Genomic DNA, 25,540 nt, shown 5'->3' with positions numbered 1-25,540 from the left:
CGCGCGACGAAGTCATGCGCGCCACGCCCTGGATCCTCGCCGCGCTCGCGGCCGCCTCCGTCCACTGCGGGGGCGGCGGAGCGGGCAGCTCCGATCCCGCCACCCTCGACGCCGATCGCGACGGCGTCGTGCGCGCGCAGGACTGCAACGACGCGGACCCGAGCGTCTGGCGGCCCGTGACGGCCCACCCCGACGCGGACGGCGATGGCTGGGGGGCGGCGACCGAGGGGGTGACCTGCGCCGGCGACGCGCTTCCTCCGGGCTGGGCGGTCGACGGGAGCGACTGCGACGACGGCGACGCCCGCCGCTGGATGCTCGGCGAGGCGTATCCGGACGCGGACGGCGACGGGTGGGGCGGCGGCTCGCTCGCGACGATCTGCCGGGGCGAGGCCCTCCCGCCCGGCTGGGCCGACGCGGCGACCGACTGCGCGCCGGACGACGCCGCGCGCTGGACCGAGCGAGCGTACCTGTACCGCGACGCCGACGGCGACGGCGTCACGACTCACGGAGTGGGCGTCGTCTGCAGCGGCGACGCGCTCCCGTCCGGCTACGCCATGGACGCGAGCGGCCAGGACTGCGACGACGGGGACCCGGCGGCGTTCGTCTGGACGGAGGCGTTCGCCGACGCGGACCTGGACGGCCACGGGGGCCCGGCGGGCACCGTCTGCGCAGGGTACGCGCTCCCTTCCGGCTGGGCGTCGACGGGCGGCGACTGCGACGAGGGTGACGGCGGGCGCTGGCAGCGGCTCTCGTACGTTTACGTGGATCGCGACCAGGACGGCTACACCGCCCACGAGAGCGGCACGGTGTGCAGCGGATGGGGGCTCTCATGGCCGTACTCGAACGTGTCCGGCTGGCGCGGAGACGGCGACTGCGATGACGCGGACGCGGCCACACACCTCGCCATGTACGGGTACGCGGACGCGGACACGGATGGCGTCGGGGGAGGCGCCGCCGTCGCGCTCTGCACGACCGGCCGGCTGCCCGCGGGATACCTCGCGACCGGCGGCGACTGCGCCCCGGACGATCGCGATCGGTGGCGCGAGTACGCGTACACGTATCGCGACGCCGATGGCGACGGGCACTTCGTCTCGTCGGCCGGCACGCTCTGCTACGGCACGGCCGTCCCGACGGGCTACGCCACCTCGTCCGCCCTGCCCTTCGACTGCGACGACGCGGACCCCTCGGTTCACAGCGCGCTGTGGGGTTACGCCGACGCTGACCACGACGGCGTCGGCGCGGGGCAAGGCGTGCTGTACTGCACCGCGGGCACGCTCCCGGCAGACTGGGTCGCCGCGGGGACGGACTGCGCGGCGGAGGACGGGGGCCGCTGGCAGGTGCTCCCCTACGCGGGGCTGGACGAGGACGGGGACGGATTCACCACCCGCGCCGCGGGCAGCCTCTGCGCCGGCGCCGCGCTCCCCGATCCCTACCGCGCGAAGGTCGCCGGGAACGACTGCGACGACGCCGACGTGGCGCTCTGGCGCTGGACGGTGCTGTACCCGGACGCGGACGGCGACGGCATCGGCACGCCGCCGCGGGAGATCCGCTGCCTCGGCGACGCGATCCCCGCCGGCTACTCGCTCGAGGGCTGGGACGCGTATCCCGCGGACCCGGGCGCGCTGGTGGTGGAGGGGGACCCGCTCGCCGTGCTCCAGCCGTAGGGCGCCGCGAGCGGGCGGATCAGGGAGCGCCGCGACCGCGACGGGGCGGGGGCGGTGAGGGAACGGGTCCTGACCTCAGAACGTCGCCCGGATCGTGACCGGCGCGCCGCCGGCGTCGAGCGCGGGGAGGGTGCCCTCGAGCGTGCCGTGCACGGCGAGCACCTGCGCGTCGGTGGCGCCCGCCGGCGGGATGGCGGTGAAGCGGGTCGCGAGTGCGCCCGTGCCGGAGCTCGGGTCGAGCGGATCGAGCGGGGCGAGCGCCTCGTGCGTCTCCGCGTAGGTGCCCGCCTGGACCGAGCCCGTGCCGCGCGTGGCGGTGCCGCTGTCCACCGTGGTCGCGGTCGCGGACCATCCGTACGGCTGGTTCAGCGCCGGCCGGCCCGTGAGGAAGAACCCGACCTGGGCAGCCGGCTCCGGCAGCGCGCTGCCCGCCACCGGCTGTCCCCGGTAGGCGACCAGCATGAAGACCCACTCGTTCGTCGGCATGCTCGGCATGGACGAGTAGTCGTAGGCGGTCGCGATGCACCAGAGGTCCTCGGTCACGGCGCCGCGGACCTGGAGGCTGCAGCCGAAACCGCCGGGCGCGGGCTGCGAGTCGCCGCCGCCGCAGTCGAAGGCGAGGAGCGGGAGCGAGAGGAGGGCGAGGAGGAGCTTCTTGCGCATGGGGACCTCTCCGGAGAGGCCGCGGATCCTATCACGCACCGTGACGTCGCAGCGGATTGACGATGGGTGGAGGAGGCCCGCGGACGAGGTGGGCGCCTCGCGCACCTCGCCCGCGCTGGCCCGGGTCGGCTCGAGCGCCGCCGCGAGGTGAGGCCCCGCCCGGCGGCGGGTTACTCCGCGTCCCCGATGAGCGCGTCGAGCCGCGGCGCGTCCTCCTCGGAGAGCTGCTCGCGCGGGAGCGCCCGCGCTGCCGCGCGAACCTCGGCGCGCGCGGGGTCGCTCGTGGCGAGCCGGGCGCGTGCCTCGAGGGCGAGGAGCTGGAAGTCGGCCGAGAGCGCCCGGACGTCCGCGCCCGCCAGCGCGGCGCGGGCGGCGTCCGCCTCGTCGCGCGCGGAGTGGTAGGCGGCCTTCACGACCGCGAGCTCCGCGGCGGGGGCGCCGGCGGCGCCGTCGATCCAGCGGGGCGCGGCCGCGACGTCGCCGTCCGCGAGCGGCTCCGCGAGGAGCTGGGTGGCGAGGTGCGCGTGCAGCTCGGCGCGGCTGGCGGGGAGGTGCGGGCGCTTCACGCCGCGCAGGTACTCGAAGGCGCGATCGAGCCTCGGCCAGGCGGTGGCCTCGTCGCCCTTCACGAGCGCCGCGACGCCCTCGCCGTAGTCGGTGAGCGCCGCGTCCTCGCGCGCGATCGCCGCCTCGAGCCGCTCGACGAGCCCCGCGTCCACCGGGGTACCGTCGAGGTCGCCGCGGAGGCGGTCCGCGTCGGCGAGATCGCCCGCCTCCATGAGCGCGAGCACGAAGCGCATCCGGCGCGCCTCGTCGACGCCGCCCCCGGCCTCGAGCGAATGCCAGCGGGCGAGCGCGTCGTCGAAGCGGCCCTGCGAGGCGAGGCGGCTCGCCTCGCGCGCGGCGCCGTCGTGGCGGAGGTCGCCTCCGGCGAGCGCGAGCAGCCCGCCGGCGATCGCGATGCCGGCGGCGAAGAGGAGCGGGCTCCAGCGGGGGAAGGAGGGGAGGTTCCGCGCCTGGGCGCCGGGCGCCGGCGCCAGCGCGAGCGGGACGAGCCCCTTCCTGCCCATGTGGCGCGTCAGACGCCGGTCGATCACGCGCGGCACGCCGATGAGCAAGAGGAGCATGAGCGCCGCGAGGCCAAGGCTCTCCGCCTCGCGGTTCGCGAGCGCGTCGGCGAGGAGCGCGAGCCCCAGGCCGAGCATGGCCATCGAGCCCAGGAACTCGAGCGCGCCGAAGAGGTGGTGGCGCAGGTAGAGGTCGCCGAGGCCGGGCACCCAGGTCGAGAGCCGCGCCGCCTTCTCGGGATCGCGGAACGGGATCCGGCAGGCGGGCGAGGGGCACGTCGCGATCGCGCCGACGGGTCCCGCGACGACGCCGAGGCAGGCGGGGCAGAGGTGCTGGAGCGAGGGCTCCGCGGCCTTGGGTCCGTCCACCGGCGGGAGGAGCGCCTCGAGCCGCTTGCGGTCCGCGGCCCTCAACCCCACGAACCTGAGGCACGAGCCGTCGGCGAGCCGGATGCGCCAGCCCGACAGGAGGTGACGGCCCGCGCCGCGCAGGGCGGGGAGGGGGACCTGGTTCTTGATGTCGCCGGGCCGGCCGCGGCCGTCGAGCTGGACGAGGAGCAGGCGCCGGTCGGTGAGCACGAGCGCCGTGATGTTGTGGACGTACGCCGGGGCCCCGCCGAACGCGTACTCGAAGAGGAAGTAGCGCATGCCGCGCGCCGCGTAGCGGATCGTCTCGCCCGGCGCGAGCGCCGTGCGGAGGACGCCCGCGATGCCGTCCACGAGCTTCGCCCGCTGCGCCTTGGCGCGCCGGCCGAGGAAGCCATCGGGCTCCGGGTAGAGCGACGCGGCATCGACCGGCAGCGCATCCGTGCCGGGGGCCTGCGGGTGGATCGCCAGCTCGCGCATGAACGCCGTCCCTTCTCACATCGTGAACGCCCTTCCGTACGGGACGGTGAGCGGACGGTCAATGTGGGGACGCGTGGGAGGCGTCAGCGGACGTTCACGACCCGGCGCGGGGGCCGGTCGCGCGGCTGCGGGCGCGTACACGGTGCGTGCACTGCACGCGCCCGCGGGGCGCTACTGCTTCGCCGGGGCGGGGGCGGGGGTGGACTTCACGGGCGCGGGCTTCTCGCTCGAGCCGCCCGGCGTCATCTTCACCGAGCCCTGCAGCAGCGCGCCCTTCTGCACCTCGATCGCGGCGGTGTCGACGTTGCCCCGAACGCGCGCGGCGCGGTGGAGCTCGACGCCGGTCTTCGCGTGGATGTCGCCGTTCACCTCCCCGAGGACGACGACCGTCCCGCAGGTGATCTCGGCGTCGATCCGCGCGTGCTCGCCGACGACGAGCACGTCGTTGGTCACGATCGATCCCTTGAAGAGCGCGTCGATCCGGACCGTGCCCCGGAACGTCAGCTTCCCCTCGAACTCGGCCCCCGCCCCGAGGAGCAGATCGCTCGAGCCGGTGGGCGCCGCGCTGGGGCCGTTGGCGATGGGGTTCGGCGGTGCGGCGAGATCGTCGCGCTTGATCATGGACATCAGGTGGGCTCCTCGGGGGTGGGTGCTGCGACGCACCACTTACACCCGGGCGACGGCGAGCATTCCCGCGCTCGCTCGATCGCCCCTCCCGGAAGAGACCCGAGGGAGGCACGGGCGCGGAACCCCGCGCCCGCGCCCCTCGCGCTCGCTCTGAAAAGCGTGTGCGCTACTTCGTGCCGGTGTCGCTCCCCGCCGGGGCGCCCTGCCCCTCGGAGACGCCCGGCATGTCCCCCCAGCCGCCCTCGATCATCGCCTTGATCTTCCACTCCCCGCCCTTCCGGACGAGGAGCAGCGCGCTGCGGCCGGTGGTCTTCTTCTTGCCCATCGTCATCGTCCAGTTGTCGTCCACCGTCGCGAGCGCGTCGGAGACGAGGAAGATCTTCGGGGCGTGAGTCATCTTCAGGTCCTTCATCGGCTTCCCGTAGACGGGCTCCATCATCTTCCGCCACTGCTCCTCGTTCCACGGCCCGCCGACGCCGTCGCCGGCCTTGTTGTCGGTGACCATGAGCACCGGGAAGTCCACGAGCGCGGCGGCCGCGTCGAGCTCGCCCTTCTGGCTCGCCTGCTGCAGCTTCTTGAGGAGCGCCGTGATCTGCGTCTGGCCCTGCTTCTCCTGCGCCGGCGTGACCTTCCGCGGCGTCCAGCCCGCCATCGCCTCGCCCATGTCCTTCCCGTGCGACGGCGCGGGCTCTGCGGCGCTGGGCGCCGGAGCGCTGGGCTCGGCGGCGCCGGGCGCGGGAGTGCCGGGCGCGGGGGTGGCGGGCTCGGCGCTGCCGGGCGGAGGAGTGCTGGGCTCGGGGGTCGAGGGCGATGGGCGGGTGGGCGCGGGCGGGGTGCCCGCCCCCTGGCCGAGCACGGCGATGGGGACGAGGAGGGACAGCAGCGCCAGGAAACGAACGGGGCTCATCATGAACGGCTCCTTCCGTGGATGACACGGGTCGTGCACCCCGAGTAACGGGCGCGAGCGGGCGTGGCACCTCCCTGCGGCGGTCTCCCCATCGGTGAGGTCGCTCGGCCGGCGCACGGCCGGTCGCCCGGGGAGATCCAGCGGCCGCGGCCGCGGCTCAGCGCGCTCGCGCGGAGCGGAAGCGGATCTCGCTCGCCTGCTCGGGGTGCTTGGCGGTCTTGTCCGCGTAGAAGGCGCGGATCCGCGCGAGGTCTGCCTCCTCGTCGCCGGTGAGCGGCAGGTACTCCGAGAGGCCCACGGTGCGCGTGCGGTAGTCGATGAAGGCGAGGCCGACGGGGACGCCGGTCGCGAGCGCGATCCGGTAGAACCCGGACTTCCAGTGATCGGTGTACGAGCGGGTGCCCTCGGGCGCGATGGCGAGGAACAGCCGCTCGCAGCGCGCGAGCTCGCCCTCGAGCAGCTCGATGATCCCGGCGGGATCGGCGCGGTTCACCGGGATGCCGCCCATCCGCCGCAGCAGCCCGCGGAAGGGCCAGCGGAACAGCGTGTGCTTCCCGACGAAGGTGACCGGGAGCGCGGAGGCGAGCCGGGCCAGGTATCCGACGACGAAGTCCCAGTTCGACGTGTGCGGGTACACCACGATCACGCAGCGCGGGACCGGCGGCCAGCGGATGTCGGTGCGCCAGCCGGCCGCGGCGAGCAGCGCGCGCGCGACGCGGGCGGCGACGGTGGGTGACGGGGAGTCGGGGCGCGCTGTGGGCGCGGGTCGTGGGTGTCGCAACGAACCGAGCGTGACACGGGACGCCCTTGCCTACAAGCCGTGTGGTAGGCGCGGCCACCCTGGCGCTTGCCCGCCTCCTGACGCTCGGTGGAAGAATCCTCCGTTTTCCCCCGGCGAAAGGGAGCGCTGCATGCCGAAGTTCGAGGAGGCGGAGCTGCTCGACACGCGCGACGTGATGGAGCTCGACCGCGTCGAGGCGAGGCGCCCGAGCCGCGCACCGTGGGTGCTGCTCGTCCTCACGCTCCTCGCCGGCACGGGCGTCGCGGGCTGGCTCCTCTACCGGCTCCAGCTCGCGCGCGACGAGGCAGCCACCGCGGCGCAGCGCCTCCAGGGGGTCCGGGCCGAGCTCGACGACGCGCGGGCCCAGCGGGCGGACCTCGCGCAGCGGCTCGGGCAGACGGAGATCGAGAAGCAGGAGCTCACGACCGCGAAGGCCGAGCTCTCGCAGGACGTGCAGGCGAAGGACGAGCAGATCGCGACGCTCCGCGGCGAGTTCGACGAGCTCCAGGAGAAGATGAAGGCGGAGATCGAGAAGGGGAACATCCGCCTCTCGCAGGAGCAGGGGCGGATCAAGGTCGACATGGTCGACGAGATCCTCTTCGACGTCGGCGAGGCGTCGATCTCCACGCAGGGCGAGGAGGTGCTCTCCCGCGTGGGAGCGGTGCTCGCCCGCCTGGCCGACAAGCGCATCCAGGTGTCCGGGCACACGGACGACCTGCCGATCTCCCCGCGGCTCGCGGACCGCTTCCCGACGAACTGGGAGCTCTCCGCCGCGCGCGCGATCACGGTCGTGCGATTCCTCGAGGAGCGCGCCCATGTCCCCGGCCGCCGCCTCGTCGCCGCGGCGCACTCGCAGTTCGATCCGATCTCCGCGAACAAGACCGCGAGCGGGCGCGCGCGCAACCGGCGCATCGAGATCCTGCTCACGCCGGAGATCGATCCCGATCGGAAGGCGACCCTCGCGGCGGCCGGGAACGCTGCGGCCGCTGCTCCGGCGGCCGCGCCCCGCAAGATCGCCGCGGCGACGACGCCGGCGGCGGCGCCGAAGCGAGCCGCGCCGGCGACGGCGGCGGCCCACAAGCGCGCGGCGGCGAGCCGGACGAAGCGCTGACCCGGCGAGCTCGCAGGCGGGGTTCGGCGACTGAGCTCCCGCGTCCGGGTCCGTCCAAGAGGTGAGCGGGCCCTCCCCAGGGTGTGCACGGATTCGACGGCCGTGGAGAATCGCGACGGTCCTCGCGATCGCCGCCGGTCATCCTCGATTCGCCTCGACTTTCGGCGCGGTTGCCCGCGGCCGGCCGTTGAGCACGGCAACAGCCCGGGGCGGGTCCCCTCGCTCGCGCGCGGCGCCGGGTGAAGGATTCGCGCGCCAGTCGCGCGTTCGGTGCGGCGCGCGGCCGGTCCGCGCCTTGGCGCCGGCCTTGCGATGCGGAGGGCTCGGGGCCGGCAGCCGCCCGGGGCCGTCCGCCGCTGCGGGCCCCTCACCGCTCCCTCCGGAGCGGGGAGGTGGAACATGGCCCACGCATCCGTGGCTCCCGTCGCAGGCCCGCTCCTCACCCGCGGCACGAAGCTCGCGCTCGCCCTCGCCGCCGCCGCGTCGGTCCTCGTGTCGATCCGGCTGTTCGCCGGGCTCGGGTCGATCACCGCGCTGAACGACGGCTTCGCGTGGGGGCTGTGGAAGCCGCTCAACGTCGTGACCTTCACCGGGGTCGGCGCGGGCGCCCTCGGCCTCGCGCTCGTCGCGCACGTCGCGAACCGCGGCCGTCACCACCCGCTCGTGCGCTCCGCGGTGTTGACCGGCGCGATCACCTACACGCTCGCCGGTCTCTCCGTGCTCGTCGATCTCGGCCGCTGGTGGAGCGTGTGGGGGCTCGCCGTCCCGACGCGCTGGAACGTGCGCTCGGTGCTCCTCGAGGTCGCGCTCTGCGTCGTCGCCTACTGCGCGGTCCTCTGGCTCGAGGTGCTGCCCGTGCTGCTCGAGCGCTGGCGCGACGCGCCGGGCGCGCGAGGCCGGCTCGCCGCGCGCGTGCTGCCGCGCCTCCAGCGGATGTTCCCCTTCCTCCTCGCGCTCGCGATCGTGCTGCCCTTCATGCACCAGTCGTCCCTCGGCGCGCTCTTCCTCTTCGCTCCGACGAAGCTCCACCCGCTCTGGTACACGGGCTGGCTGCCCGCGCTGTTCCTGCTCTCCTGCCTCAGCATGGGCTTCGGCGCCGTGATCGTGATCGACACGCTCTCGCACCTCGCCTGGCGGCGCACGCGGGACGTCCGGCTGTGCGGCTCGCTCGCGCTCGTCATGGCGGCCCTCTCGTTCGCCTTCGTCGCGCTCCGGGTCGGGGACCTCGCCGCGAGCGGCGCGCTGCGGCACGTCACCGGCTGGCGCGGGGTGCTGTTCCTCGTCGAGCTGGGCCTCTTCACGTATCCGGCGGTGCGGGTGCTCCGGCGCTCGTACCGCGAGGACCCCGGCCTGCTCTTCTGGGCGGCCCAGCTCGCGGTCGCGGCCGGGGCGATGTACCGGTTCGACGTCTACCTCGGAGCGTTCACGCCGGGTATGGGGTGGAGCTACTTCCCCTCGCTCGCCGAGATCGTGTTCTCGGTCGGCCTCGCCGCCGCAGGCGTCGCGCTGTACGTCGTCCTCGTGAAGCGGCTGCCCATCCTGAGCGGCGTCGCCCGCGCCGCGGAGCGGCGGCCGGAGGCCGAGCGGCTGCGCGCGCACGCCTGAGTGACGAGGCGATCGGCCGCCGGCGCCGCCCGCGTCGCGCTGACGCGAAGGGGTCAGAGTCGTGTCCGGCAGCGCGGTTCATCCGCAGCTCTACTCATTTTTGCGCACTGCCCAACCTCGCGAGATTCCGAACGAACGCAACAAATGCGCGCGTTCTTTGCGTTGAGTGACGGAGGTCAAGGTTGGCGTCGGAAAACGGCGCCCATCATCGCACCCATCCGCGGACACCCCGCGGGAAGGAGGGCGCGATGCCGCACCCGACCTCGGTCGCGGAGACCTCCTCGCTGTCACGGCGAGACTTCATGAAGGTCTGCACCACCGCCGCGGCGGCGGTGGGCTTGCCGGCGTGGGCGGGCGAGCGCATGGCGGACGACGTGGCGAAGGGCAAGAAGCCCTCCGTCATCTGGCTCCACTTCCAGGAATGCACCGGCTGCACCGAGTCGCTCCTGCGCACGAGCCACCCCGACGTCGCGGCGCTCATCCTCGACCTCGTCTCGCTCGACTACCACGAGACGCTCCTCGCCGCCGCCGGCGTCCAGGCGGAGGACGCGCTCGCGAAGGCGATGGCGGAGAACGACGGCAAGTACGTGTGCGTCATCGAGGGCGCGATCCCCACGCGCGAGGGCGGGCGCTACTGCACCATCGCAGGCCGCACCGCGCTCGAGATCGCGCGCACCGTCGCGGGCCGTGCCGGGGCGATCGTGGCGATCGGCTCGTGCGCGTCGTGGGGCGGTGTGCCGTCGGCCGCGCCGAACCCGACCGGCGCGACCGGCGCGCCGGAGGTGCTGGCGGGGAAGACCGTCGTGACGCTGCCGGGCTGCCCGGCGAACCCCTACAACCTCCTCGGCACCGTGCTCCAGTTCGCGACGTTCGGCACGCTCCCCGCGCTCGACGGCAAGGGCCGGCCGAGCTTCGCCTACGGCCGCGTCATCCACGAGGACTGCCCGCGCCGGCCGCACTTCGACGCCGGGCGGTTCGCGAAGACGTTCGGGGACGAGGGGCACCGGAACGGCTGGTGCCTCTACAAGCTCGGCTGCAAGGGACCGCAGACGCACGCGAACTGCTCTCTCCTCCCGTTCTGCGAGGTGCCCGGCGCCTGGCCCATCGGGATCGGCCATCCCTGCGTCGGCTGCACCGAGCAGCAGATCGCGTTCCGCGTCCCGCTCCACACGACCGTCGAGGTCCAGAAGCCGACCGGACCGATGGCGTACCCGGGGATCTCGCCGGAGCGCGGCGAGGTGAGCGCGGTCTCCGCGGGCGTGGCTGGGCTCCTCGTCGGTGGCCTCGCCGCCGCGGGCTACGTCTCGTCGCGCAAGCTCGCCGGGCAGGAGCCCCGGGAGCCGCCGAAGGAGGAGTAGGCCATGCCGACCGTCTCCCGACGCACCGTCCTCGGGACGCTCGGCGGCGCCGCCGCGCTGGCCGCGGCCCCCGCGCCCGCCTCGGCCCGCGCCCCGAAGCCGCCGCACGGGGACGATCTCGGGCTCCTCTTCGACTCGACCCGCTGCGTCGGCTGCCGCGGCTGCGTCGCGCGCTGCCGCGAGGCGAACGCCCTCCCGGAGGACGTGAAGCTCGTGGACGGCGCGCCCTACGACGCGCCGCTCGATCTGAACGACCGGACGCTCACGATCATCAAGCGAACGGGCGACGGGCCGGGCGACGCGTACGTGAAGGCGCAGTGCATGCACTGCGCGGACCCCGCCTGCGTCTCCGTGTGCATGCTCGGCGCGCTCCACAAGGGCGAGCGCGGCGTGGTGGCGTACGACGTGGACCGCTGCGTCGGCTGCCGCTACTGCCAGGTGGCCTGCCCGTTCAACGTGCCCCGCTTCCAGTGGTCGTCCGCGACGCCGCGCATCGTGAAGTGCGAGCTCTGCCGGCACCGCTGGCGCGAGGGCAAGGGCGCGGCCTGCGCCGAGGCCTGTCCGCGAGACGCGGTGGTGTTCGGCACGCGCGCCGAGCTTCGCGCCGAGGCGCACCGGCGGCTCGACGCGGAGCCGGGGCGCTACCGCGGCGGGGTGTACGGCGAGCGCGAGGGGGGCGGCACGGGCGTGCTCGTCCTCTCCGCCTTGCCGTTCACGGCGCTCGGCCTGCCAGCCCTGGGGCCGGAGCCGGTGCCCGCGCTCGGCGAGACGATCCAGCACGGCATCTATCAGGGCTTCGTCGCGCCGGTGGCGCTCTTCGGGGCGCTCGCCTGGGTCACCTGGCGCAACCGGCGCGCGAGCGGCGGCGGGGAGGAGGAGCCATGACGTCGGGAGCGCGCGCGGTGGGAGGGCGGCTCCTCACGCCGACCTTCAAGGTCATGCTGGTCCTGTGGGCCGCGGCGACCGCGGTCGGCGTCGTGCGGTTCACGCGGGGGCTCGGCGCGGTCACCGCGATGAACGACGGCTATCCGTGGGGGCTCTGGATCGCCTTCGACGTGGTGGTGGGGACCGGGCTCGCGAGCGGCGGGTACGCCATCGCGCTCCTCGTCTTCGTCCTGAACCGCGGCCGCTATCACCCGCTCGTCCGGCCGGCGATCCTGACGAGCGCGCTCGGCTACTCCGTCGCGGGCATCGCGGTCATGTTCGACGTCGGCCGCTACTGGGCGCTGTGGAAGGTCCCGCTCATGCCGTGGCGCTGGAACACGAGCTCGATCCTCCTCGAGGTCGCGCTCTGCATCATGGCGTACCTGGCGGTGCTCCTCGTGGAGCTCTCGCCGGCCCTGCTCGAGCGCTGGGCCCGCGGGAGGCATCTGCGGCGCGAGGCGTTCGCGGCGCGCTGGCTGCCGCGGCTCTCGCGCGCGCTGCCCTTCGTGATCGCGCTGGGGCTCGTGCTCCCCACGATGCACCAGTCGAGCCTCGGCTCGCTGCTCGTCGTCGCCGGCACGAAGGTCCACCCGCTGTGGCACACCGGCGCGCTGCCGCTGCTCTTCCTCCTCACCGCGTTCGGCATGGGCTACGCCGTGCTGTACTTCGAGACGATCTTCTCGAGCGCCGCGTTCGGGCGGCCGCTCGAGACGCGGCTGCTCGGCTCGCTCGGCGTGTTCATCGCGGGCGTGATCCTCGCCTTCGTCGCGGTGCGGTTCGCCGGGCTGATGGGCGCCGGGCGCCTGGGCCTCACCGTCACCTCGGGGACGCTGTCGTTCTTCTTCTGGGCCGAGACGCTGCTCCTCCTCTCCGCGGCGGGACTCTTCCTGCAGCAGTGGGTCCACGCGAGCCCGGTCACCCAGCTCCAGGCGGCGCTCCTCGCGCTCGCCGGCGGCGCGCTCTACCGCATCGACGCGTTCCTGGTCGCCTTTCAGCCGGGCCACGGCTGGCGGTACTTCCCGTCGCTCGGGGAGATCCTCATCACCCTCGGCTTCATCGCCACCGAGACGATGCTCTACATCGTGGCGGTGCGGCGCTTCCCGATCCTCGCCGGCGTGAGCGTCGCCGCGGCGGAGCGCCTGCCCGCCGGGGTCCAGGAAGGAGCGGCATCATGACGAGCCAGCGCATCACGATCGACCCGGTCACCCGGATCGAGGGGCACCTGCGCATCGACATCGAGGTGGACGGCGGCGCCGTCCGCAAGGCCTGGTCGAGCGGCACGATGTGGCGCGGGATGGAGCTCATCCTGAAGGGCCGCGACCCCCGTGACGCGTGGGTGTTCACCCAGCGCATCTGCGGGGTGTGCACGACTGTCCACGCGATCGCGTCGGTGCGCGCGGTGGAGAACGCGCTCGGGCTGCCGATCCCGCTGAACGCGCAGCTCATCCGCAACCTGCTCGTCGCCGCCCACGCGCTGCACGACCACGTGGTGCACTTCTACCAGCTCTCCGCGCTCGACTGGGTGGACGTGACGCGCGCGCTCGAGGCCGATCCGGCGAAGGCCGCCGCGCTCGGCGGGAGCCTCTCGTCCTGGCCGGGGAACTCGCGGGCCGCCCTCGCGGCCGTGAAGGCCAAGCTCGACGGCTTCGTGAAGGCGGGGCAGCTCGGGATCTTCCGGAACGGCTACTGGGGTCACCCGGCGATGCGCCTCTCGCCGGAGGTGAACCTCCTCGCGGTCGCGCACTACCTGCAGGCGCTCGACGTGCAGCGCAAGGCGAACCAGGCGGTCGCGATCCTCGGCGGCAAGACGCCCAACATCCAGAACCTCGCCGTCGGCGGCGTCGCGAACGCGATCAACCTGGACAGCCCCGCCGCGCTCAACATGGAGAAGCTGTACCAGGTGAAGACGCTGCTCGAGGAGGTGCAGGCGTTCGTGCACCAGGCGTACTTCGCCGACGTCTGCGCGGTGGCCGGTATGTACCCCGACTGGCTGCGCCACGGCGCGGGCGTGACGAGCTACCTCTCCGTCCCCGACCTGCCCATCGACGCGCCCGGGACGAAGTTCGATCTGCCCGGCGGGACGATCATGGCGGGCGACCTCTCCACCGCGCGGCCCTTCTCCTCGTTCAGCGATCCGTACTTCCGCGACAACGTCACGGAGTCGATCGCGCGATCGTTCTACGAAGGGGACTGGCAGAAGAGTCCGTTCGCGGAGGAGACGGTCCCGAAGGTCCAGGACTGGCAGCCGGAGGGGAAGTACTCGTGGGTGAAGGCGCCGCGCTTCCAGGACAGGCCGATGCAGGTCGGTCCGCTGGCGCAGGTGCTCGTCGGCTACGCGCTCGGCCACCCGCGCATCCGCTTCTGGGCCGACCGCTGCCTCGACGTGGCCGGGACGGTGGCGGGCGCGAAGCTCACACCGGCCGTGCTCCACTCCACGCTCGGCCGCCACGCCGCGCGCGCCATCCGGACCGCGGTCCTCGCCGAGCTCGCCCTCAAGCACTGGCAGCTCCTCGTCGAGAACATCGGCCGGGGCGACACGGCGGTGTTCAACGCGCCGACCTTCCCGAAGAACGAGGTGCGGGGGTTCGGGTTCCACGAGGCGCCGCGCGGGGCGCTGTCGCACTGGGTCGTCATCGAGGACGGCGCGATCAAGAACTACCAGGCGGTGGTGCCGTCGACCTGGAACGCCGGGCCGAGGGACGGGAAGGGGCAGGCCGGGCCGTACGAGGCGGCGCTGGTCGGGAATCCGATCGCCGACCCCAAGCTGCCCCTCGAGGCGCTGCGGACCATTCACTCCTTCGATCCATGCCTCGCCTGCGCGGTCCACACGGTGGACGGGGAAGGGACCGAGCTCGGGACGGTCAGGGTGGGGTAGGGCGTCACCGACCGGCCGCGCTCACCCACGTCGGTTCGTTCGTCGGAGTGCGGCAAGGATCCGCGCGCCCGTGGGCGCCGTGTGGTTACACGACACGCGGAGGTCCTGCCATGCGCGATGGGAAGCCCGTTCGAGCCCGCCGGCTGCTCTCCTGGACGTCGATCGCTCCTGCCCTCGTGCTGGCGGCCGCCGCGCACGCGCGACCGGCCGCTGCGCAGCACGGGCAGGAGGCCGAGGCACCTCACGCAGCGGCGCCGTTCCAGATCCCGGACTCCATGCGCGCAGAGCACGCGAAGATCCACGAGGAGCTCGTGCGCGCGACGAAGGCACCTGCGGCGGTCGGGCAGGCCGCGCGAGCGCTCGCCGAGGTGCTCCACCCGCACTTCGTCCGGGAGGAGGAGATCGCGCTTCCGCCCCTCGCGCTGCTCGAGCCGCTCGCGGCCGGGAAGTACGACGCGAAGATGGCGGAGGTCTTGAAGCTCACCGACGCGCTCCGCGAGGAGCTCCCGAAGATGCTGAAGGAGCACGAGGCCATCGGCGCCGCGGCGAAGAAGCTCGAGGCCACGGCGAGGAAGGCGGGGAACGCGAAGGTCGAGCAGCTCGCGAAGGACCTCCAGCTCCACGCGCGCACCGAGGAGCAGGTGTTCTACCCGGCGGCGCTCCTGGTGGGAGACGCGGTCAGGGCGAGGGGTTCGCGCTGACCTCTTCGCTTCGCTTCGCTTCGTTCGGCCAGACCGAGAGTATTCGAGAGTATTCGGCCAGACCGAGAGTAACCAGCGGCGGATACGGCAGGAGAGGGCGCTCGATGCGCAATCTCGGCGTCATGGTTAGGCAGTCCGGCGACTCACGCCCGCCTGCGAGTGACGTTTCGACGCGCTTTCGGGCTGTGGACGCGAGTTTCGCTGGCTGCGCGCGCACCCCTGCCATGGAAGCGCGCGGAACCGACCCACTGAGTCCGTGAGCGAGAGCGGATCCTACGCTGCGCCGGCGCACCGCACGCCGTGGAAAAGGCGCAGGTGGTAGGTGCCGGCGGGGAAGACCACGGTCCGCACACCCGAGCTCCACTCGACCAAGGCCTGCCGGTACTCGACGAGGAAGGACCGGAGGCGGAGGAGGCCCTCGATCCTCTTCCACTTGTCGCGCGCGGCAATCCGGGGCTTGAGCTCGAAGCGAGGCTCTCCGGCAGGCGGGCTCGCAAACGGGTTCTGCGCCAGCACCCGCGTGACGCCGACGAACCGGCGGCCCTTGGTGGCGATCTCCTGGTGGTGCCTCTTCTCGAGCTCCTGCACGGCGGCCGAGAGCGAGGCACGGAACTCGTCCGCAGAGGCGAAGCCCGGCGGGGCTGAGAGCTCGAGCTCGACAGTCTCCGGGAGGTAGCCTTTGGGGTCGAAGAAGAAGCTCGGCCTTCGGGCCACGAGCTTGATGGTCCCGATCTGCTCTGGGGCAGTCCAGAGACCCGGCCACTCCGCGCCCCGCCTGACGAGTCCGGCGGCGACGGGATTGGCGAGCACGTACGCAGCCTTCGCGAGGACGTCCTCAGCATCGAGCGGCTCGACCGCACTGTAGCTCCCGTCGGTCGCCCAGAAGCTTTCGAAGCGGCCGAGCGAGGCGTTCACCGCGCGTGCGACGAGAGAGTCCAGGTACTGCATGAAAGCCGGGAGGCGTCCTTCGGGATCGGTGACGATGAGGTGCGCGTGGTTGGAGAGGACGCAGAACACGTGGACGAGGACGCCGTGGCGACGGGCTGCGAGGGCGAGGACGTAGAGGAAGATCTCGTTGATGATCTTGGACGGGCGAAGGAAGAAGCGGCGTTCCGAGCAGCGCCGCGTGATCAGGTAGACGGTGCCTGGCAAAACGCGGCGAGGAGCAGTCATGAGAACGGCGGCAAAGCAGGCATCGTGCCGCCGCCGGGACATGTTGTTGCGAGCCATTCGGAGGAGCGGTCGGCAGGAGAGACCGCGCCGCGGGCGGTCGGTCCGCGGAGCGGTACTCTCGGTCGGGTGCACGCTCCAGGCGCCTCCCAGCCCTTCGGGCGTCGCGGTCGTGGGCGTGCGCCGGGCGGGAGGGAGGCGTATGGGGGCGCGTGAAAGGAGGAGACGCTCATGAAGCTCGCCCTGTGGACGACGACGATCGCGGCGCTCTTCATCGCGGCGGCGCCGAGCCTGGCGGCCGACACCACGATGGCAGGAGAGGGGAAGGGCAAGTACCTCGTGACGGTGAAGCACACGCCGGAGGAGTGCCTCGCGCGGATGGACGAGGTCGCGAAGGACAAGAAGCTGCTCGGCAAGGCGGAGTGGGGCTGCATGTCGGGCGACCACACGATGTACCTCACCACCGAGGCGAAGAGCCCCGAGGACGCGATCAACAAGGTGCCGGAGGCCGAGCGGAAGGACGCGAAGGCGGTGAAGCTGACGAAGCTCAGCGAGGCGCAGATTCGCAAGCTTCACGAGGAGCACGGCGGGAAGTAGCGGCTCGCGAGCGCGGTCGACCTCCCGGCCGCGCTCGCGCCACTCGGCGCCCGATCGTCCTCAGCCGGGCCGTCGTCGGGCGGTCGCTCTGGGGTCGCGGGGGCGCGTCGGCCGGTGAACGTGCCTCTTACTTCAGCAAATCCTTCACGACGTGCGCGCCGAGCGTACGCAGCCCCTCGTCGAGCAGCGCCTTGCCGCGCGGCGTGGCGAGCGTCCCGCGCATCGCCTCGGCGGCGAGGCCGATCTCGAGGTCGAGCCGCACGAGCACCGCCGAGACGGCCGGCGTCGCCGGGGCAGGCTTGGCGCGCGCGCGGCGCGCGAGCACGCCCGCGGAGAGCTTGTCCATGAGCTGGTCCTCGGTCGTCCGCGGGCCCTGGAGCGCGCGGAGCGCCTCCGAGAACCCGCGGTACACGTCGTCCAGCGCCGCCGGCACGGCGAGCGCCTGCGCGAGGCGGTCCTGTGCCTCCTCTTCGTCCACGCTGCGCGCCGCCGCATAGGTCGGCGCGAGCAGCAGGACGAGATCCTTCTGCGTGAGGACGTGCGGCAGGCGGCGCGAGAAGAGCGGCATGCGACGGTCCTATCACGCCGCGCGCGTGCGGCCCCTACTCCTTGCGGATCCGGACGTGGCAGTCCGCGTCGCGCAGCGCGGCCGACACGGCCCCGACGACGCGCTGCGCCAGGCTCTCCCCGTCGATCATGGCTTCCACGGAGTGGCGCTCCCCCTGGAGCGCAGCCCCCTGCGCGACGAGCAGCTTGCCGCCGACGGTGGTCGCGTTCCCCTCGACGCGCGCGCCCTTCTCGAGGCGGACGTTCCCGCCCACGGCGGTGACGTCGCCCGTGACCGCAGCGTCGCTCTCGATGACGACGTCTCCACCGAGCGCGACGGCCTCGTCGACGGTCGCGCCCCTCTTGACGCGTACGCTCCCGCTCAGCGCGACGACGTGCCGGGGGTGCTCGCCGGCGGAGACCACGACGTCGCCGCTCCGGACGATCTCGTCCTTGCCGGTGATCTCCACGTCGCAGCTGCGCTTCGTGTCGGCGGCGATCGCGGCTGCGGGCGCGACGGCGAGCACGAGGGGCATGGTGACAGCGAGGGACGCCACGATCGGAAATACGCGCATGGGGACCTCCGGGGCGAGAAATCGTACGCGGGTCCGACAGCGATATTTCGCCCGCGACGTTCACACCCAGACGAGGGTCGATCCCGGCTCGAGGAGCGTGCTCGCGCGCCTGGACGTTCCACCGCCCTTCAGCCGAGCCGCCTCGCCACTGCCTTCAGGCCGGTCCCGAACCGCGCCATCGCCTCCCGGTTCCGCGCGAGCTCGCCGTAGGGGAGCCAGCGAACGTCGAGCTCGCCGATCCGTCGGAACGCCGGGCGGGAGAGCTGCCGCCGCACGTCGTCCTCGCGATCGTCCGGCGCGACCAGGAAGATCCCGCGGAGGCCTCCCGCCTGCGTCTCGGCGAGATCGAGCATGCGCATCACGCCCGTCTGGATCGTCGTGGTGTGCTCCACCTCGAAGGCAGCCTCGACGCGGCCGGATCCTGGCTCCAGCCAGAGGACGTCGATGAGCGGGATGAACCCCGATCCGGCGCCGCCCGCGAGTGACGGCGGCAGCTCCGCGAGGCATCCATCGCACAGGCGGCCATCCCCCCAGGGCCGGTTTCGATCGTTCGACGCGATCCACACCCCATAGCCGAGCGCGCGCCCCAGGTCGCGCAGCCAGGCCTGGATCTCGGTGTGAGTCCGGTCGCCTGCCGACGCGGCCTCCCGCGTCTTCCGCTCCTTCGCGCTCTCCTCGCGCACCTTCGCGAGATCCGCCTGCCAGGCGGTGAGCGCGGCTGCGTCGTCGGCGCGCGGCGGCGCGCGGTAGCGGCCCGAGCCGACGTCGAACAGGAGGCCTGCCACGGCGCCGAGGTCGTTCGAGAGGAGGTCCCGGTGCTCGGCCACGAGCCGGAGCGCGCCCTCGCGGAGCGCGAGGTAGTCGTCCCACCGCCCGAGCTTCACCTTCGCGCCCGCGAGCGCGTTGTAGCCGTTCACGATGGCGGTGTTGAAGGGCAGCGCGAGCGTGGGGTGCAGGAAGTAGAGGAGGTTCGCCGCGGCGGGGCCCAGCCCCTTGATCCGGCGAGCGGCGAGCCGGCGGACCTCGGCGAGCAGCGCCTCCTCGCCGCCGCAGCACAGGCAGGCACCGAGGAACCGGCCGAAAGCGAGCTGGTTCTCGCGGTCCTCGTAGATGTCGGGAATGCGGAGCTTGGGCTTCCAAAGGAACGCGTGGTCGGCGCCCTTGAAGATCTGGCGCTGCTCGGCGATCGCGCCGACGGCGGTCTCGAGGGACGAGCCCTTGTAGACGTTGCCGAACGCGCCCGCCTCGATCTCCGCGACGACCTTCTCGATGCCGCGGCGAATGGAGCGGAAGTTCTTGAGCCGCTCGTCCCACGTGAACCAGGTGCGGTAGGTGCCGCCGGGATCGTCGCGCCAGCGTGCGACGAGGTCGCGGAGCGGGGAGGTGGTCATTCCGGGAGTCTACTTCTCACGCGCGCCATTGCGATGACGGTCGCCGGAGCGCGCGCCGGCGGTCGAGGTCGCGGTCACCCCCGCCGCCCCCGCGCGCGAGCCGCCTCCTCGTCGTTCACCACGAACCCGACGAGCCGCTCGCCCTCTTCCTCGAGCGCGTCCCGCGTGCGTCTCGGCAGCGGCGCGAACGGCTCGAGCTCGAGCTTCGTGCGCTTGCCGGTGCCCGCGATCCGCCACCTGCCGGCGGCGAACCCGTCCACCAGGAAGGTCGGAGGCACGACCAGGTTCTTCGTGGTGAGCGCCTTCCGGTGCGCCTCGGCCACGACGCGGCGACGGTCGGCGTGGGCGAGCAGCAGGTTGTCCCACTCCGGCAGGAACCGCACGGGCGCGGGCGTGTCCTCCGGCGGACGGGGAGCGCGGGGGAGATCGAGGAGCTCCCGCCCGTCCTCGTCGCGGAAGCTCCGCAGCTTCGGCCGGATCGCCGCGAGCGCGCCGTCGAGCCTCCCGAGGCCCGACCACGCCTGCAGGTCCGCCGCGGTCGCGGGGCCGAACGCGGCGAGGTAGCGGACGGCGAGCGCCTCCGGGGAGCGCTCGTCCGGGATCGCCTCACCGAGCCACGCCTCCGCCACCGCGAAGCGCCCCGAGCCATGGAACGCCCACGCGTCCTCGCTCGGGACCTGCACGAGCGGGAGCTGGGTGCGCACGGCGTAGGCCAGCGCGCGAAGGTCCACCCCCGGGAACCGCGCGCCGAGCAGCGGCCGGAGCTCGTCGAAGGTCCGCGGCTCCTCCTCGAAAAGCGCGCGGGCCGCGGCGATCACCCGCGCGAGGTCCACGTTCACGAGGCGGTCCGCGACGATCCTGGACGCGGCGTCCAGGGCGGGCTGGAGGGGACCGCGGAAGGCGAGGAAGTCCGCGGCGGTGACGAGGTGGAGCGTCGCGCGCATGAGCGGCCCGCGGACCACCGCCCGCGACGCGACGAGCCGCCTCAGCTCCTCGCGGCGGAACCCCTCGACCCGCGACCAGAGGCCGATGAACGGCGGTCGCGCGAGCTGCGCCTGCAGGCCGGCGAGCCGCTCGATGGCGCGGAGCACGGGGACGCGCTGGCGGGCGAGGAGCAGCTGGCGCGCGAGGGTGGCGCGGTTCAGGGCGCGGAGCGAGAGCGGGCGGCCGGGCACGCGAGGAAGATAGCGGCGCGCCCGCGCCGCCGCCGCACCTTCACCGAACGTCGCGCGCTACTTCTTCGCCTTGCCCGCCGGCTTCGCCTCCACGCTGGTCGCCGTCATCCGGTACTCGACCGTCACCTTCTCGCCCTTCTTCACCTCGCCCGTGATCTTCGTGTCGGGCGTGCGGGCGATCTCCCACTTCTCCTTGCCCTTCTGGACGGTGACGCTGTCCTCGGTGACCTCGAGGACCGGACCGGTCACCTGGTAGGTCTTCGTCGCGGCGAGGGCGGGGGTGGCGAGCGAGCCGAGGAGGAGGGCGAGGGCGATCCGCTTCATGGTCAACTCCGGGTTCGGGTGGCCTTCGAGGTGGTGAGTTGGCCGCGAACGTCACTGCGCGGAAAGAGTTCGAATGGGGTCCCTCGCGCGGGTCCGCCCGCCCGGTCCGCCTCACGCCTCCCGCCGTGGCTTCCGACCCTTGCCGCGGACGGTCGCAGCGGCGCGAGACTTCCCGGCGGGCGCGCGGCGCACGATCTTCGAGCGGGCTGCGGCCTTCATCGGGCCCGCCTTCCGGGCGCGCGCGCGGCCGGTCCGGGCCGCGGTTCCGAGATCGAGCTCCGGGTAGTGCCGGAAGATGCCCCACTCGTTGAAAGGGAGGCGGCGGTCGGACGCGAGGTACGCCGCGATGCGCGGTCGCGCGGCGACGGCGTCGTGCAGGGCGGCGAGCCGGGGGAAGCTCCGCTCGTGCTGGCGCATCGCGTTCGGGAACGCGTAGCGGAGCCCGGCGATGATCTGGAACGTCGAGAGATCGGCGTAGCTGCAGTCGCTCCCGACGAGCCACCTCCCGCCGCCGGCGGGGTTCGAGTCGAGCGCGCGATCGAGGTACCGCAGGAAGAGCGGGATGCGCTCGCGCACGAACGCCTCCGCGTTGCGCTTCGCCTCGCGCCGCTGGGCCTCGTAGTAGAGGGAGGTCGCGACGGGGTGATGCGTGGAATGGGTCTCGGCGACGAGATCGGCGATCGTGAGCTGGATCTGGTGCGCGCGCAGCCGGCTCGCCTCGTCCTCCGGGACGACGCCGATGCGCGGCGCGAGGTACTGCAGGATCGCGGCGGTCTGCGCGACGAGGACCTCGCCGTGCCGGAGCGCCGGGGGCCCGAGCGGTGTGAGCCACGGCCCGGGCTCCTCGAGCAGCCGCTCGATCGCGGCGGCGCCGCCGCCCTCCGAGTCGGGCATGCGCCCCACGTCGTCGTACGGGACGCCCGCGTCCTCGAACGCGAGCCGGACGAACTCGCCGCGGCCCTGGAGGCCCGGCCAGTAGAGGAGTTCCCATCGCGGTTCGGAAGGAGCCATGGCCCGGACGTTCCCTCGGGCGGCTCCGGGGCGCGAGCGCCCGGGCGGGTCACACCTCCTCGAAGATGCCGCTCTGCCGGTTCTTCCGGACGTGGTCGCCCGGGAAGACGCGGCCGTTCATCGCGACGTAGACGCCGGGCGGCAGCACCTGCGCGAACGAGATCGCGCTGCCGAGGTTGAAGAGCCCGTCCGAGGAGCCGAACGCGTAGGGGACCATCGCGCCGGTCAGGACGATCGTCTTGCCGAGCCCCGCGTCCAGGAGCGCGCGGGCGGTCTCGGCCATGGTGTCCGTCCCGTGCGTGATCACGAGGCGCTGCTCGGCGGCGCTCCGGCAGTTCTCGACGATCGCGCGGCGATCCGCGTCGGTCATGTCGAGGCTGTCGATCATCATGAGCGTCCGCACGCGCGTCTCGACGCGGCAGCGCGCGAGCCGCAGCATCTCGTGGACGTGCGTGTCCTTGAAGTACAGGCGCCCGGTCAGCTCGTCGTACTCCTTGTCGAAGGTGCCGCCGGTCACGAACAGTCGGATGGGCTCGGTCGCCATGCCCGCAGGATATTGCGGAACGCGGACAGGCGCACGGGGGGCCGCCAGCCGCACGAGACGACCAGGCCAGCCGGGGCCTCAGGCGCGGCGGGACCGTCTCTCCCGCTCGGCGCCGGCGTCGAACCACGCGCGCGCCGACGGGCGCAGGAGCGCGACGCCGATCGTCCCGATCGGCAGGACCACCACGAGCGCGAACGCGAGCAGGGGGAGCGCGGCCGTGCGGGCCGAGAGCAGCGCGGCCACGAGCCCGATGAGCATCGCGAACACGCCCAGGCACGCCGCGATCGGCATGGTCCAGCCGACCGCAGTCATGCGGACGTCGGGGCGCTGGAGGAGCGCACCGCGGATGAACGCGACGATCCCGCCCGCGACGAGGAGGCACAGGACCGCGGTCGCGGCGGAGCGCAGCATCGCCTCACCCTGCCCGAGGAGCCGGACGCACCAGACGCCCAGCGCCAGGGCCTCGGCGCCGACGACGCCGGCCGAGGCGATCGCCAGGACGACGCTCTGCGGGGGGCGGCGGAGCACGCGGTGACGCTAGCACATCCCCATGCACCGGCCGTCTCCCCGATCGCCTGGGCCACGGGCGCCGGGCGACCTCCCGGGTCCCACGCGGCGCGTCGTGCTTACGATCTCCAGGCGAGCCGTTCGCGCTCCAGGAGCCGGCTCGGGGAGGAGGAGGGATGGCAACACCGCGCCGGACGACGCCCGGGGCCGCCTTGTTCGGCCTCATCCTGGTCGCCGAGGCGACGACGTTCCTCGTCTTCGCCGCTGCCCACCACGGGCACCCGCTCGCGCTCGGCGCCCTCCGGATCGAGGAGCCGCCCATCCCCCTCGCCACCGTCGTCGAGGGGCTCTGCGGCCTCGTCCTCCTGTGGGCGGGCTACTCGCTGCTCGCGGGCTCGTGGCGCTGCTGGCGCGCCGCCGTGTCCGCGCAGCTCGTCGCGCTCACCGGCGCGCTCGCAGGATTCGGGGCGCTCGCGCTCGGGCTCGCGCCGCGCACCCCCATCAACGACGCGTATCTCCGCGGGATGCTCGTGCTCCTCGCCGCGGGCCTCGCGCTCTCGCTCGCGCAGCTGTGGCGTGCGCGCGCGCGGAGGCGGTCCGCGGCCTTTCTCCGCTGGCGCGGCGCGACCGGCTGAGCCGACCCCGTAGGCGGCGCGCTGCCGCGCTACCGGTCGTGCCCCTTGCCCTTGGAGTGGCAGCGGCCGTCGCTCCAGCGGTGACCGGGCGGGCAGCTCTTCGCGGGCGCAGCCACGGCGCCGCTGCTGGACCGGCGGTAGACCGGGCCGCCGTGGACGATGCAGCCGGTTCCGAGGAGCGCGACGGCCATGACGGAGGCGACGAGGGTCTTCATGCGGGCTCCGGAGCCCTTCCCGGGCGAGGAACGAGGACGCGGCTGCACCGTGAGGCGGGCAGCCGGGCCGGGAACCTCGCACGGGCGGCCGAGGAGCCACAAGGGCGCGCGAGTGCGCCGAGGCGCGGCCGGGTAGGGCGCGGTCGGACCCCGGGCGCGGGCGCGCGACGCTACTGCGCGGCTTCCGGCTGGAGCTCGCGACCGACCTCCTCTACGCCCTCGCCGATCCGCTGCTGAGCGCGCCGGGCCGCGCGCACGCCGCGCCGTATCCGCCGCTCGACCGCCTCGGGCTGCACCTCCGCCCGCGCCTCCTCGAGCCTGCGCGTGAGGCGCCCGCGCGCGCGGCGCACCGCGTCCTCGCCACGGCGGAGCGCCGAGTCCACGAGCTGCCGGCTCATGTCCACCGCCATGTCGACGAGCTGGGCCAGGCCGTCGCGGCTGCGGTCGAGGGCGCCGGCGGCGAGCCCTGCGAACATGGCGCCGGGCGGCTCGTCCGGCGCGAAGGGATGGGGCCGCGTCGGAGCGATCCGCTTCGCGCGCTCGAGCGCGGCGCCGAGCTCTCGCAGCTCCTCCGTCGTGTAGGCGCGCTCCATCGCAGGAAGGAGGTCGCGCTCCTCCTCCTCGACGTGGTGGCGCACGCTCGCGATGAGCACGCGGACCTTGGCGTCGAAGCGAGGGTCGGTCGCCCGCAGGGTGCGGATCTCGGTGAGCGCGAGCTTCGCGACGTGGTGCTCCTCGAGGGCGACGAGGACCGCCGGCTCCTTGGACGCGCCGTCGACCACCTGCCGCACGCGCGGGTAGACGAGCTGCTCCTCTATCGAGGCGTGGATCGAGAGCTCGCGGACGATCCTCGCGGCGAGGTCCTCCCGGTGCGTGGCGCTCCGGGAGCGCTCGAAGGCCTGGAAGAGCTCCTCGACCTCACGGTGATCGTCCTCGAGCACGGCTACGGCGTCGCGTGGCGTGGGCATGGCGCGAATGTCCGCACCTCGCCCGGCGGACGCAACGCGTCATCCGCGTCGCGCATGCCCCCGTGTCACCCGGACGGCGTCCGTAGATCCTTTCGCCCGCTCGTCCGTTCACCTCGCGAGAGAGAGGAGCCGACCATGCACGTCCGTGTACACGTCCTCGCCGCTGCCTTTGCCCTGCTGTGCGCAGTTCCCGGCGCCCGCGCCACCGCCCGTCCGCCGGAGCGGCCCGCGCAGGCCGGGCCCTACTCCATCCAGCTCACCGACGAGGAGGGCAGGGCGCTGCCGACCTTCTCCCACCGCGGGCGCACCTACGTCCTCGGCTCGCTCGGCGGGAGGTACCTCGTGCGTGTGCGGAACGACTCCGGCCGCCGCGTGGAGGTGGTCGTGTCGGTCGACGGCCGCGACGTGATCGACGGACGTCCCGCGACGTGGACGAAGCGGGGGTACCTCGTGGAGGGCTGGTCCGAGGTGGCCATCGACGGGTTCCGGACGAGCCGCGAGTCCGTCGCGGCGTTCCGCTTCTCGAGCGTGCCGCGCTCGTACGCGGCGCTCACCGGCGATGCGCGCGACGTCGGCGTCGTCGGGGTGGCGGTCTTCCCCGAGCGCGAGCTCCGCCCCGTCGCGCCGCTCCGCCGCGCCGAGCCGCTCGAGGACGAGGGCCGCGCCGGCGCTTCCCCGGAGTCGCGCCGGTCCGCGCCGGCCGGCGAGGCGCACGCGGACGCCGCCCCGGCGCCGCAGGCCTCCGCCGGCGCG

Annotated in this window: 27 protein-coding genes; 11 read left to right on the top strand and 16 right to left on the bottom strand. The window is 73.6% G+C overall.

Annotated features, from left to right (window positions below):
* Positions 1–14: 14 nt before the first annotated feature.
* A complete protein-coding gene (locus MNZ29_RS13430) occupies positions 15–1,664 on the top strand; it encodes a hypothetical protein (protein ID WP_242339855.1) in 1,650 nt (549 codons plus the stop codon).
* A 75-nt stretch (positions 1,665–1,739) separates the two neighbouring features.
* Here MNZ29_RS13430 and MNZ29_RS13425 read toward each other — a convergent pair whose 3' ends face one another.
* The 5 genes from MNZ29_RS13425 to MNZ29_RS13405 form a co-directional block, all read right to left on the bottom strand.
* Positions 1,740–2,327 (bottom strand): hypothetical protein, encoded by a 588-nt coding sequence (locus MNZ29_RS13425; RefSeq protein WP_242339857.1) that lies wholly within the window; start codon positions 2,325–2,327, stop codon positions 1,740–1,742.
* A gap of 170 nt (positions 2,328–2,497) precedes the next feature.
* Complete coding sequence (locus tag MNZ29_RS13420) at positions 2,498–4,240, bottom strand: hypothetical protein (RefSeq protein WP_242355542.1); 1,743 nt, start codon at positions 4,238–4,240, stop codon at positions 2,498–2,500.
* 171 nt (positions 4,241–4,411) lie between these two features.
* Positions 4,412–4,867: a polymer-forming cytoskeletal protein gene (locus MNZ29_RS13415; RefSeq protein WP_308197064.1), complete on the bottom strand. Its 456-nt coding sequence runs from the start codon at positions 4,865–4,867 to the stop codon at positions 4,412–4,414.
* Between the two features lie 166 nt (positions 4,868–5,033).
* A complete protein-coding gene (locus tag MNZ29_RS13410) occupies positions 5,034–5,774 on the bottom strand; it encodes a DUF4440 domain-containing protein (RefSeq protein ID WP_242339861.1) in 741 nt (246 codons plus the stop codon).
* 157 nt (positions 5,775–5,931) lie between these two features.
* Entirely contained in the window at positions 5,932–6,555 is a 624-nt protein-coding gene (locus tag MNZ29_RS13405) for a 1-acyl-sn-glycerol-3-phosphate acyltransferase (RefSeq protein ID WP_242339862.1), read from the bottom strand.
* Positions 6,556–6,685: 130 nt separating this feature from the next.
* On the opposite strand from MNZ29_RS13405, the gene MNZ29_RS13400 reads away from it, so the two are divergent.
* From MNZ29_RS13400 to MNZ29_RS13370, 7 genes are all read left to right on the top strand, one after another.
* The gene (locus MNZ29_RS13400) at positions 6,686–7,666 is read left to right on the top strand and encodes an OmpA family protein (RefSeq protein WP_242339864.1); all 981 of its coding nucleotides are present in this window, start codon (positions 6,686–6,688) and stop codon (positions 7,664–7,666) included.
* 399 nt (positions 7,667–8,065) lie between these two features.
* Positions 8,066–9,271: an NrfD/PsrC family molybdoenzyme membrane anchor subunit gene (gene nrfD, locus MNZ29_RS13395; protein WP_242339866.1), complete on the top strand. Its 1,206-nt coding sequence runs from the start codon at positions 8,066–8,068 to the stop codon at positions 9,269–9,271.
* A gap of 248 nt (positions 9,272–9,519) precedes the next feature.
* A complete protein-coding gene (locus MNZ29_RS13390; protein ID WP_242339869.1) occupies positions 9,520–10,629 on the top strand; it encodes a hydrogenase small subunit in 1,110 nt (369 codons plus the stop codon).
* Between the two features lie 3 nt (positions 10,630–10,632).
* Positions 10,633–11,514 (top strand): hydrogenase 2 operon protein HybA, encoded by an 882-nt coding sequence (gene hybA / locus MNZ29_RS13385; protein ID WP_242339870.1) that lies wholly within the window; start codon positions 10,633–10,635, stop codon positions 11,512–11,514.
* Positions 11,511–12,728, top strand: a complete 1,218-nt coding sequence (gene nrfD, locus MNZ29_RS13380) for an NrfD/PsrC family molybdoenzyme membrane anchor subunit (RefSeq protein ID WP_242339872.1) — start codon at positions 11,511–11,513, stop codon at positions 12,726–12,728. Before hybA ends, nrfD (MNZ29_RS13380) begins: the two co-directional genes overlap by 4 nt.
* On the top strand, positions 12,725–14,428 hold the full coding sequence (locus tag MNZ29_RS13375; RefSeq protein ID WP_242339873.1) for a nickel-dependent hydrogenase large subunit: 1,704 nt from the start codon (positions 12,725–12,727) through the stop codon (positions 14,426–14,428). Before nrfD (MNZ29_RS13380) ends, MNZ29_RS13375 begins: the two co-directional genes overlap by 4 nt.
* Before the next feature lie 110 nt (positions 14,429–14,538).
* Positions 14,539–15,129 (top strand): hemerythrin domain-containing protein, encoded by a 591-nt coding sequence (locus tag MNZ29_RS13370; RefSeq protein WP_242355540.1) that lies wholly within the window; start codon positions 14,539–14,541, stop codon positions 15,127–15,129.
* 273 nt (positions 15,130–15,402) lie between these two features.
* Here the strand turns inward: MNZ29_RS13370 and MNZ29_RS13365 are convergent, their stop codons facing one another.
* Entirely contained in the window at positions 15,403–16,302 is a 900-nt protein-coding gene (locus tag MNZ29_RS13365; RefSeq protein ID WP_242339875.1) for a hypothetical protein, read from the bottom strand.
* A gap of 228 nt (positions 16,303–16,530) precedes the next feature.
* Here MNZ29_RS13365 and MNZ29_RS13360 point away from each other — a divergent pair, with 228 nt between their 5' ends.
* Positions 16,531–16,896, top strand: coding sequence for a hypothetical protein (locus tag MNZ29_RS13360; protein ID WP_242339876.1), 366 nt, complete (start codon positions 16,531–16,533; stop codon positions 16,894–16,896).
* 127 nt (positions 16,897–17,023) lie between these two features.
* Here the strand turns inward: MNZ29_RS13360 and MNZ29_RS13355 are convergent, their stop codons facing one another.
* The 8 genes from MNZ29_RS13355 to MNZ29_RS13320 all read right to left on the bottom strand — a co-directional run bounded on the left by MNZ29_RS13355 (position 17,024) and on the right by MNZ29_RS13320 (position 22,990).
* Positions 17,024–17,464, bottom strand: a complete 441-nt coding sequence (locus MNZ29_RS13355) for a hypothetical protein (protein ID WP_242339877.1) — start codon at positions 17,462–17,464, stop codon at positions 17,024–17,026.
* A gap of 34 nt (positions 17,465–17,498) precedes the next feature.
* A complete protein-coding gene (locus tag MNZ29_RS13350) occupies positions 17,499–18,017 on the bottom strand; it encodes a polymer-forming cytoskeletal protein (RefSeq protein WP_242339878.1) in 519 nt (172 codons plus the stop codon).
* Positions 18,018–18,145: 128 nt separating this feature from the next.
* A complete protein-coding gene (locus MNZ29_RS13345; protein WP_242339879.1) occupies positions 18,146–19,408 on the bottom strand; it encodes a type II restriction endonuclease in 1,263 nt (420 codons plus the stop codon).
* 74 nt (positions 19,409–19,482) lie between these two features.
* Positions 19,483–20,583 carry a winged helix DNA-binding domain-containing protein gene (locus tag MNZ29_RS13340; RefSeq protein WP_242339880.1) on the bottom strand — a complete coding sequence of 367 codons (1,101 nt, stop codon included), beginning with the start codon at positions 20,581–20,583 and terminating at the stop codon, positions 19,483–19,485.
* A 57-nt stretch (positions 20,584–20,640) separates the two neighbouring features.
* On the bottom strand, positions 20,641–20,907 hold the full coding sequence (locus MNZ29_RS13335; RefSeq protein ID WP_242339881.1) for a hypothetical protein: 267 nt from the start codon (positions 20,905–20,907) through the stop codon (positions 20,641–20,643).
* A 111-nt stretch (positions 20,908–21,018) separates the two neighbouring features.
* Positions 21,019–21,918 (bottom strand): glutathione S-transferase, encoded by a 900-nt coding sequence (locus MNZ29_RS13330; RefSeq protein ID WP_242355538.1) that lies wholly within the window; start codon positions 21,916–21,918, stop codon positions 21,019–21,021.
* Between the two features lie 49 nt (positions 21,919–21,967).
* Positions 21,968–22,462 (bottom strand): asparaginase domain-containing protein, encoded by a 495-nt coding sequence (locus tag MNZ29_RS13325; RefSeq protein WP_242339883.1) that lies wholly within the window; start codon positions 22,460–22,462, stop codon positions 21,968–21,970.
* Between the two features lie 78 nt (positions 22,463–22,540).
* Positions 22,541–22,990, bottom strand: coding sequence for a hypothetical protein (locus MNZ29_RS13320; RefSeq protein ID WP_242339884.1), 450 nt, complete (start codon positions 22,988–22,990; stop codon positions 22,541–22,543).
* Between the two features lie 155 nt (positions 22,991–23,145).
* Between MNZ29_RS13320 and MNZ29_RS13315 the strand changes: the two genes are divergently transcribed.
* Positions 23,146–23,604: a hypothetical protein gene (locus MNZ29_RS13315; RefSeq protein ID WP_242339885.1), complete on the top strand. Its 459-nt coding sequence runs from the start codon at positions 23,146–23,148 to the stop codon at positions 23,602–23,604.
* A gap of 29 nt (positions 23,605–23,633) precedes the next feature.
* Here the strand turns inward: MNZ29_RS13315 and MNZ29_RS13310 are convergent, their stop codons facing one another.
* Positions 23,634–23,819, bottom strand: a complete 186-nt coding sequence (locus MNZ29_RS13310; RefSeq protein ID WP_242339886.1) for a hypothetical protein — start codon at positions 23,817–23,819, stop codon at positions 23,634–23,636.
* Positions 23,820–23,989: 170 nt separating this feature from the next.
* Positions 23,990–24,787, bottom strand: a complete 798-nt coding sequence (locus MNZ29_RS13305) for a hemerythrin domain-containing protein (RefSeq protein ID WP_242339887.1) — start codon at positions 24,785–24,787, stop codon at positions 23,990–23,992.
* A gap of 135 nt (positions 24,788–24,922) precedes the next feature.
* On the opposite strand from MNZ29_RS13305, the gene MNZ29_RS13300 reads away from it, so the two are divergent.
* On the top strand, positions 24,923–25,540 hold a 618-nt coding region (locus tag MNZ29_RS13300), incomplete at its 3' end, for a hypothetical protein (RefSeq protein ID WP_277957286.1).

This window comes from Anaeromyxobacter sp. SG64, from assembly GCF_022690745.1.
GTDB lineage: Bacteria > Myxococcota > Myxococcia > Myxococcales > Anaeromyxobacteraceae > Anaeromyxobacter > Anaeromyxobacter soli.
The sequence above is the reverse complement of the archived record's forward strand: the minus strand, read 5'-3'. Positions and strand labels throughout refer to the sequence as shown.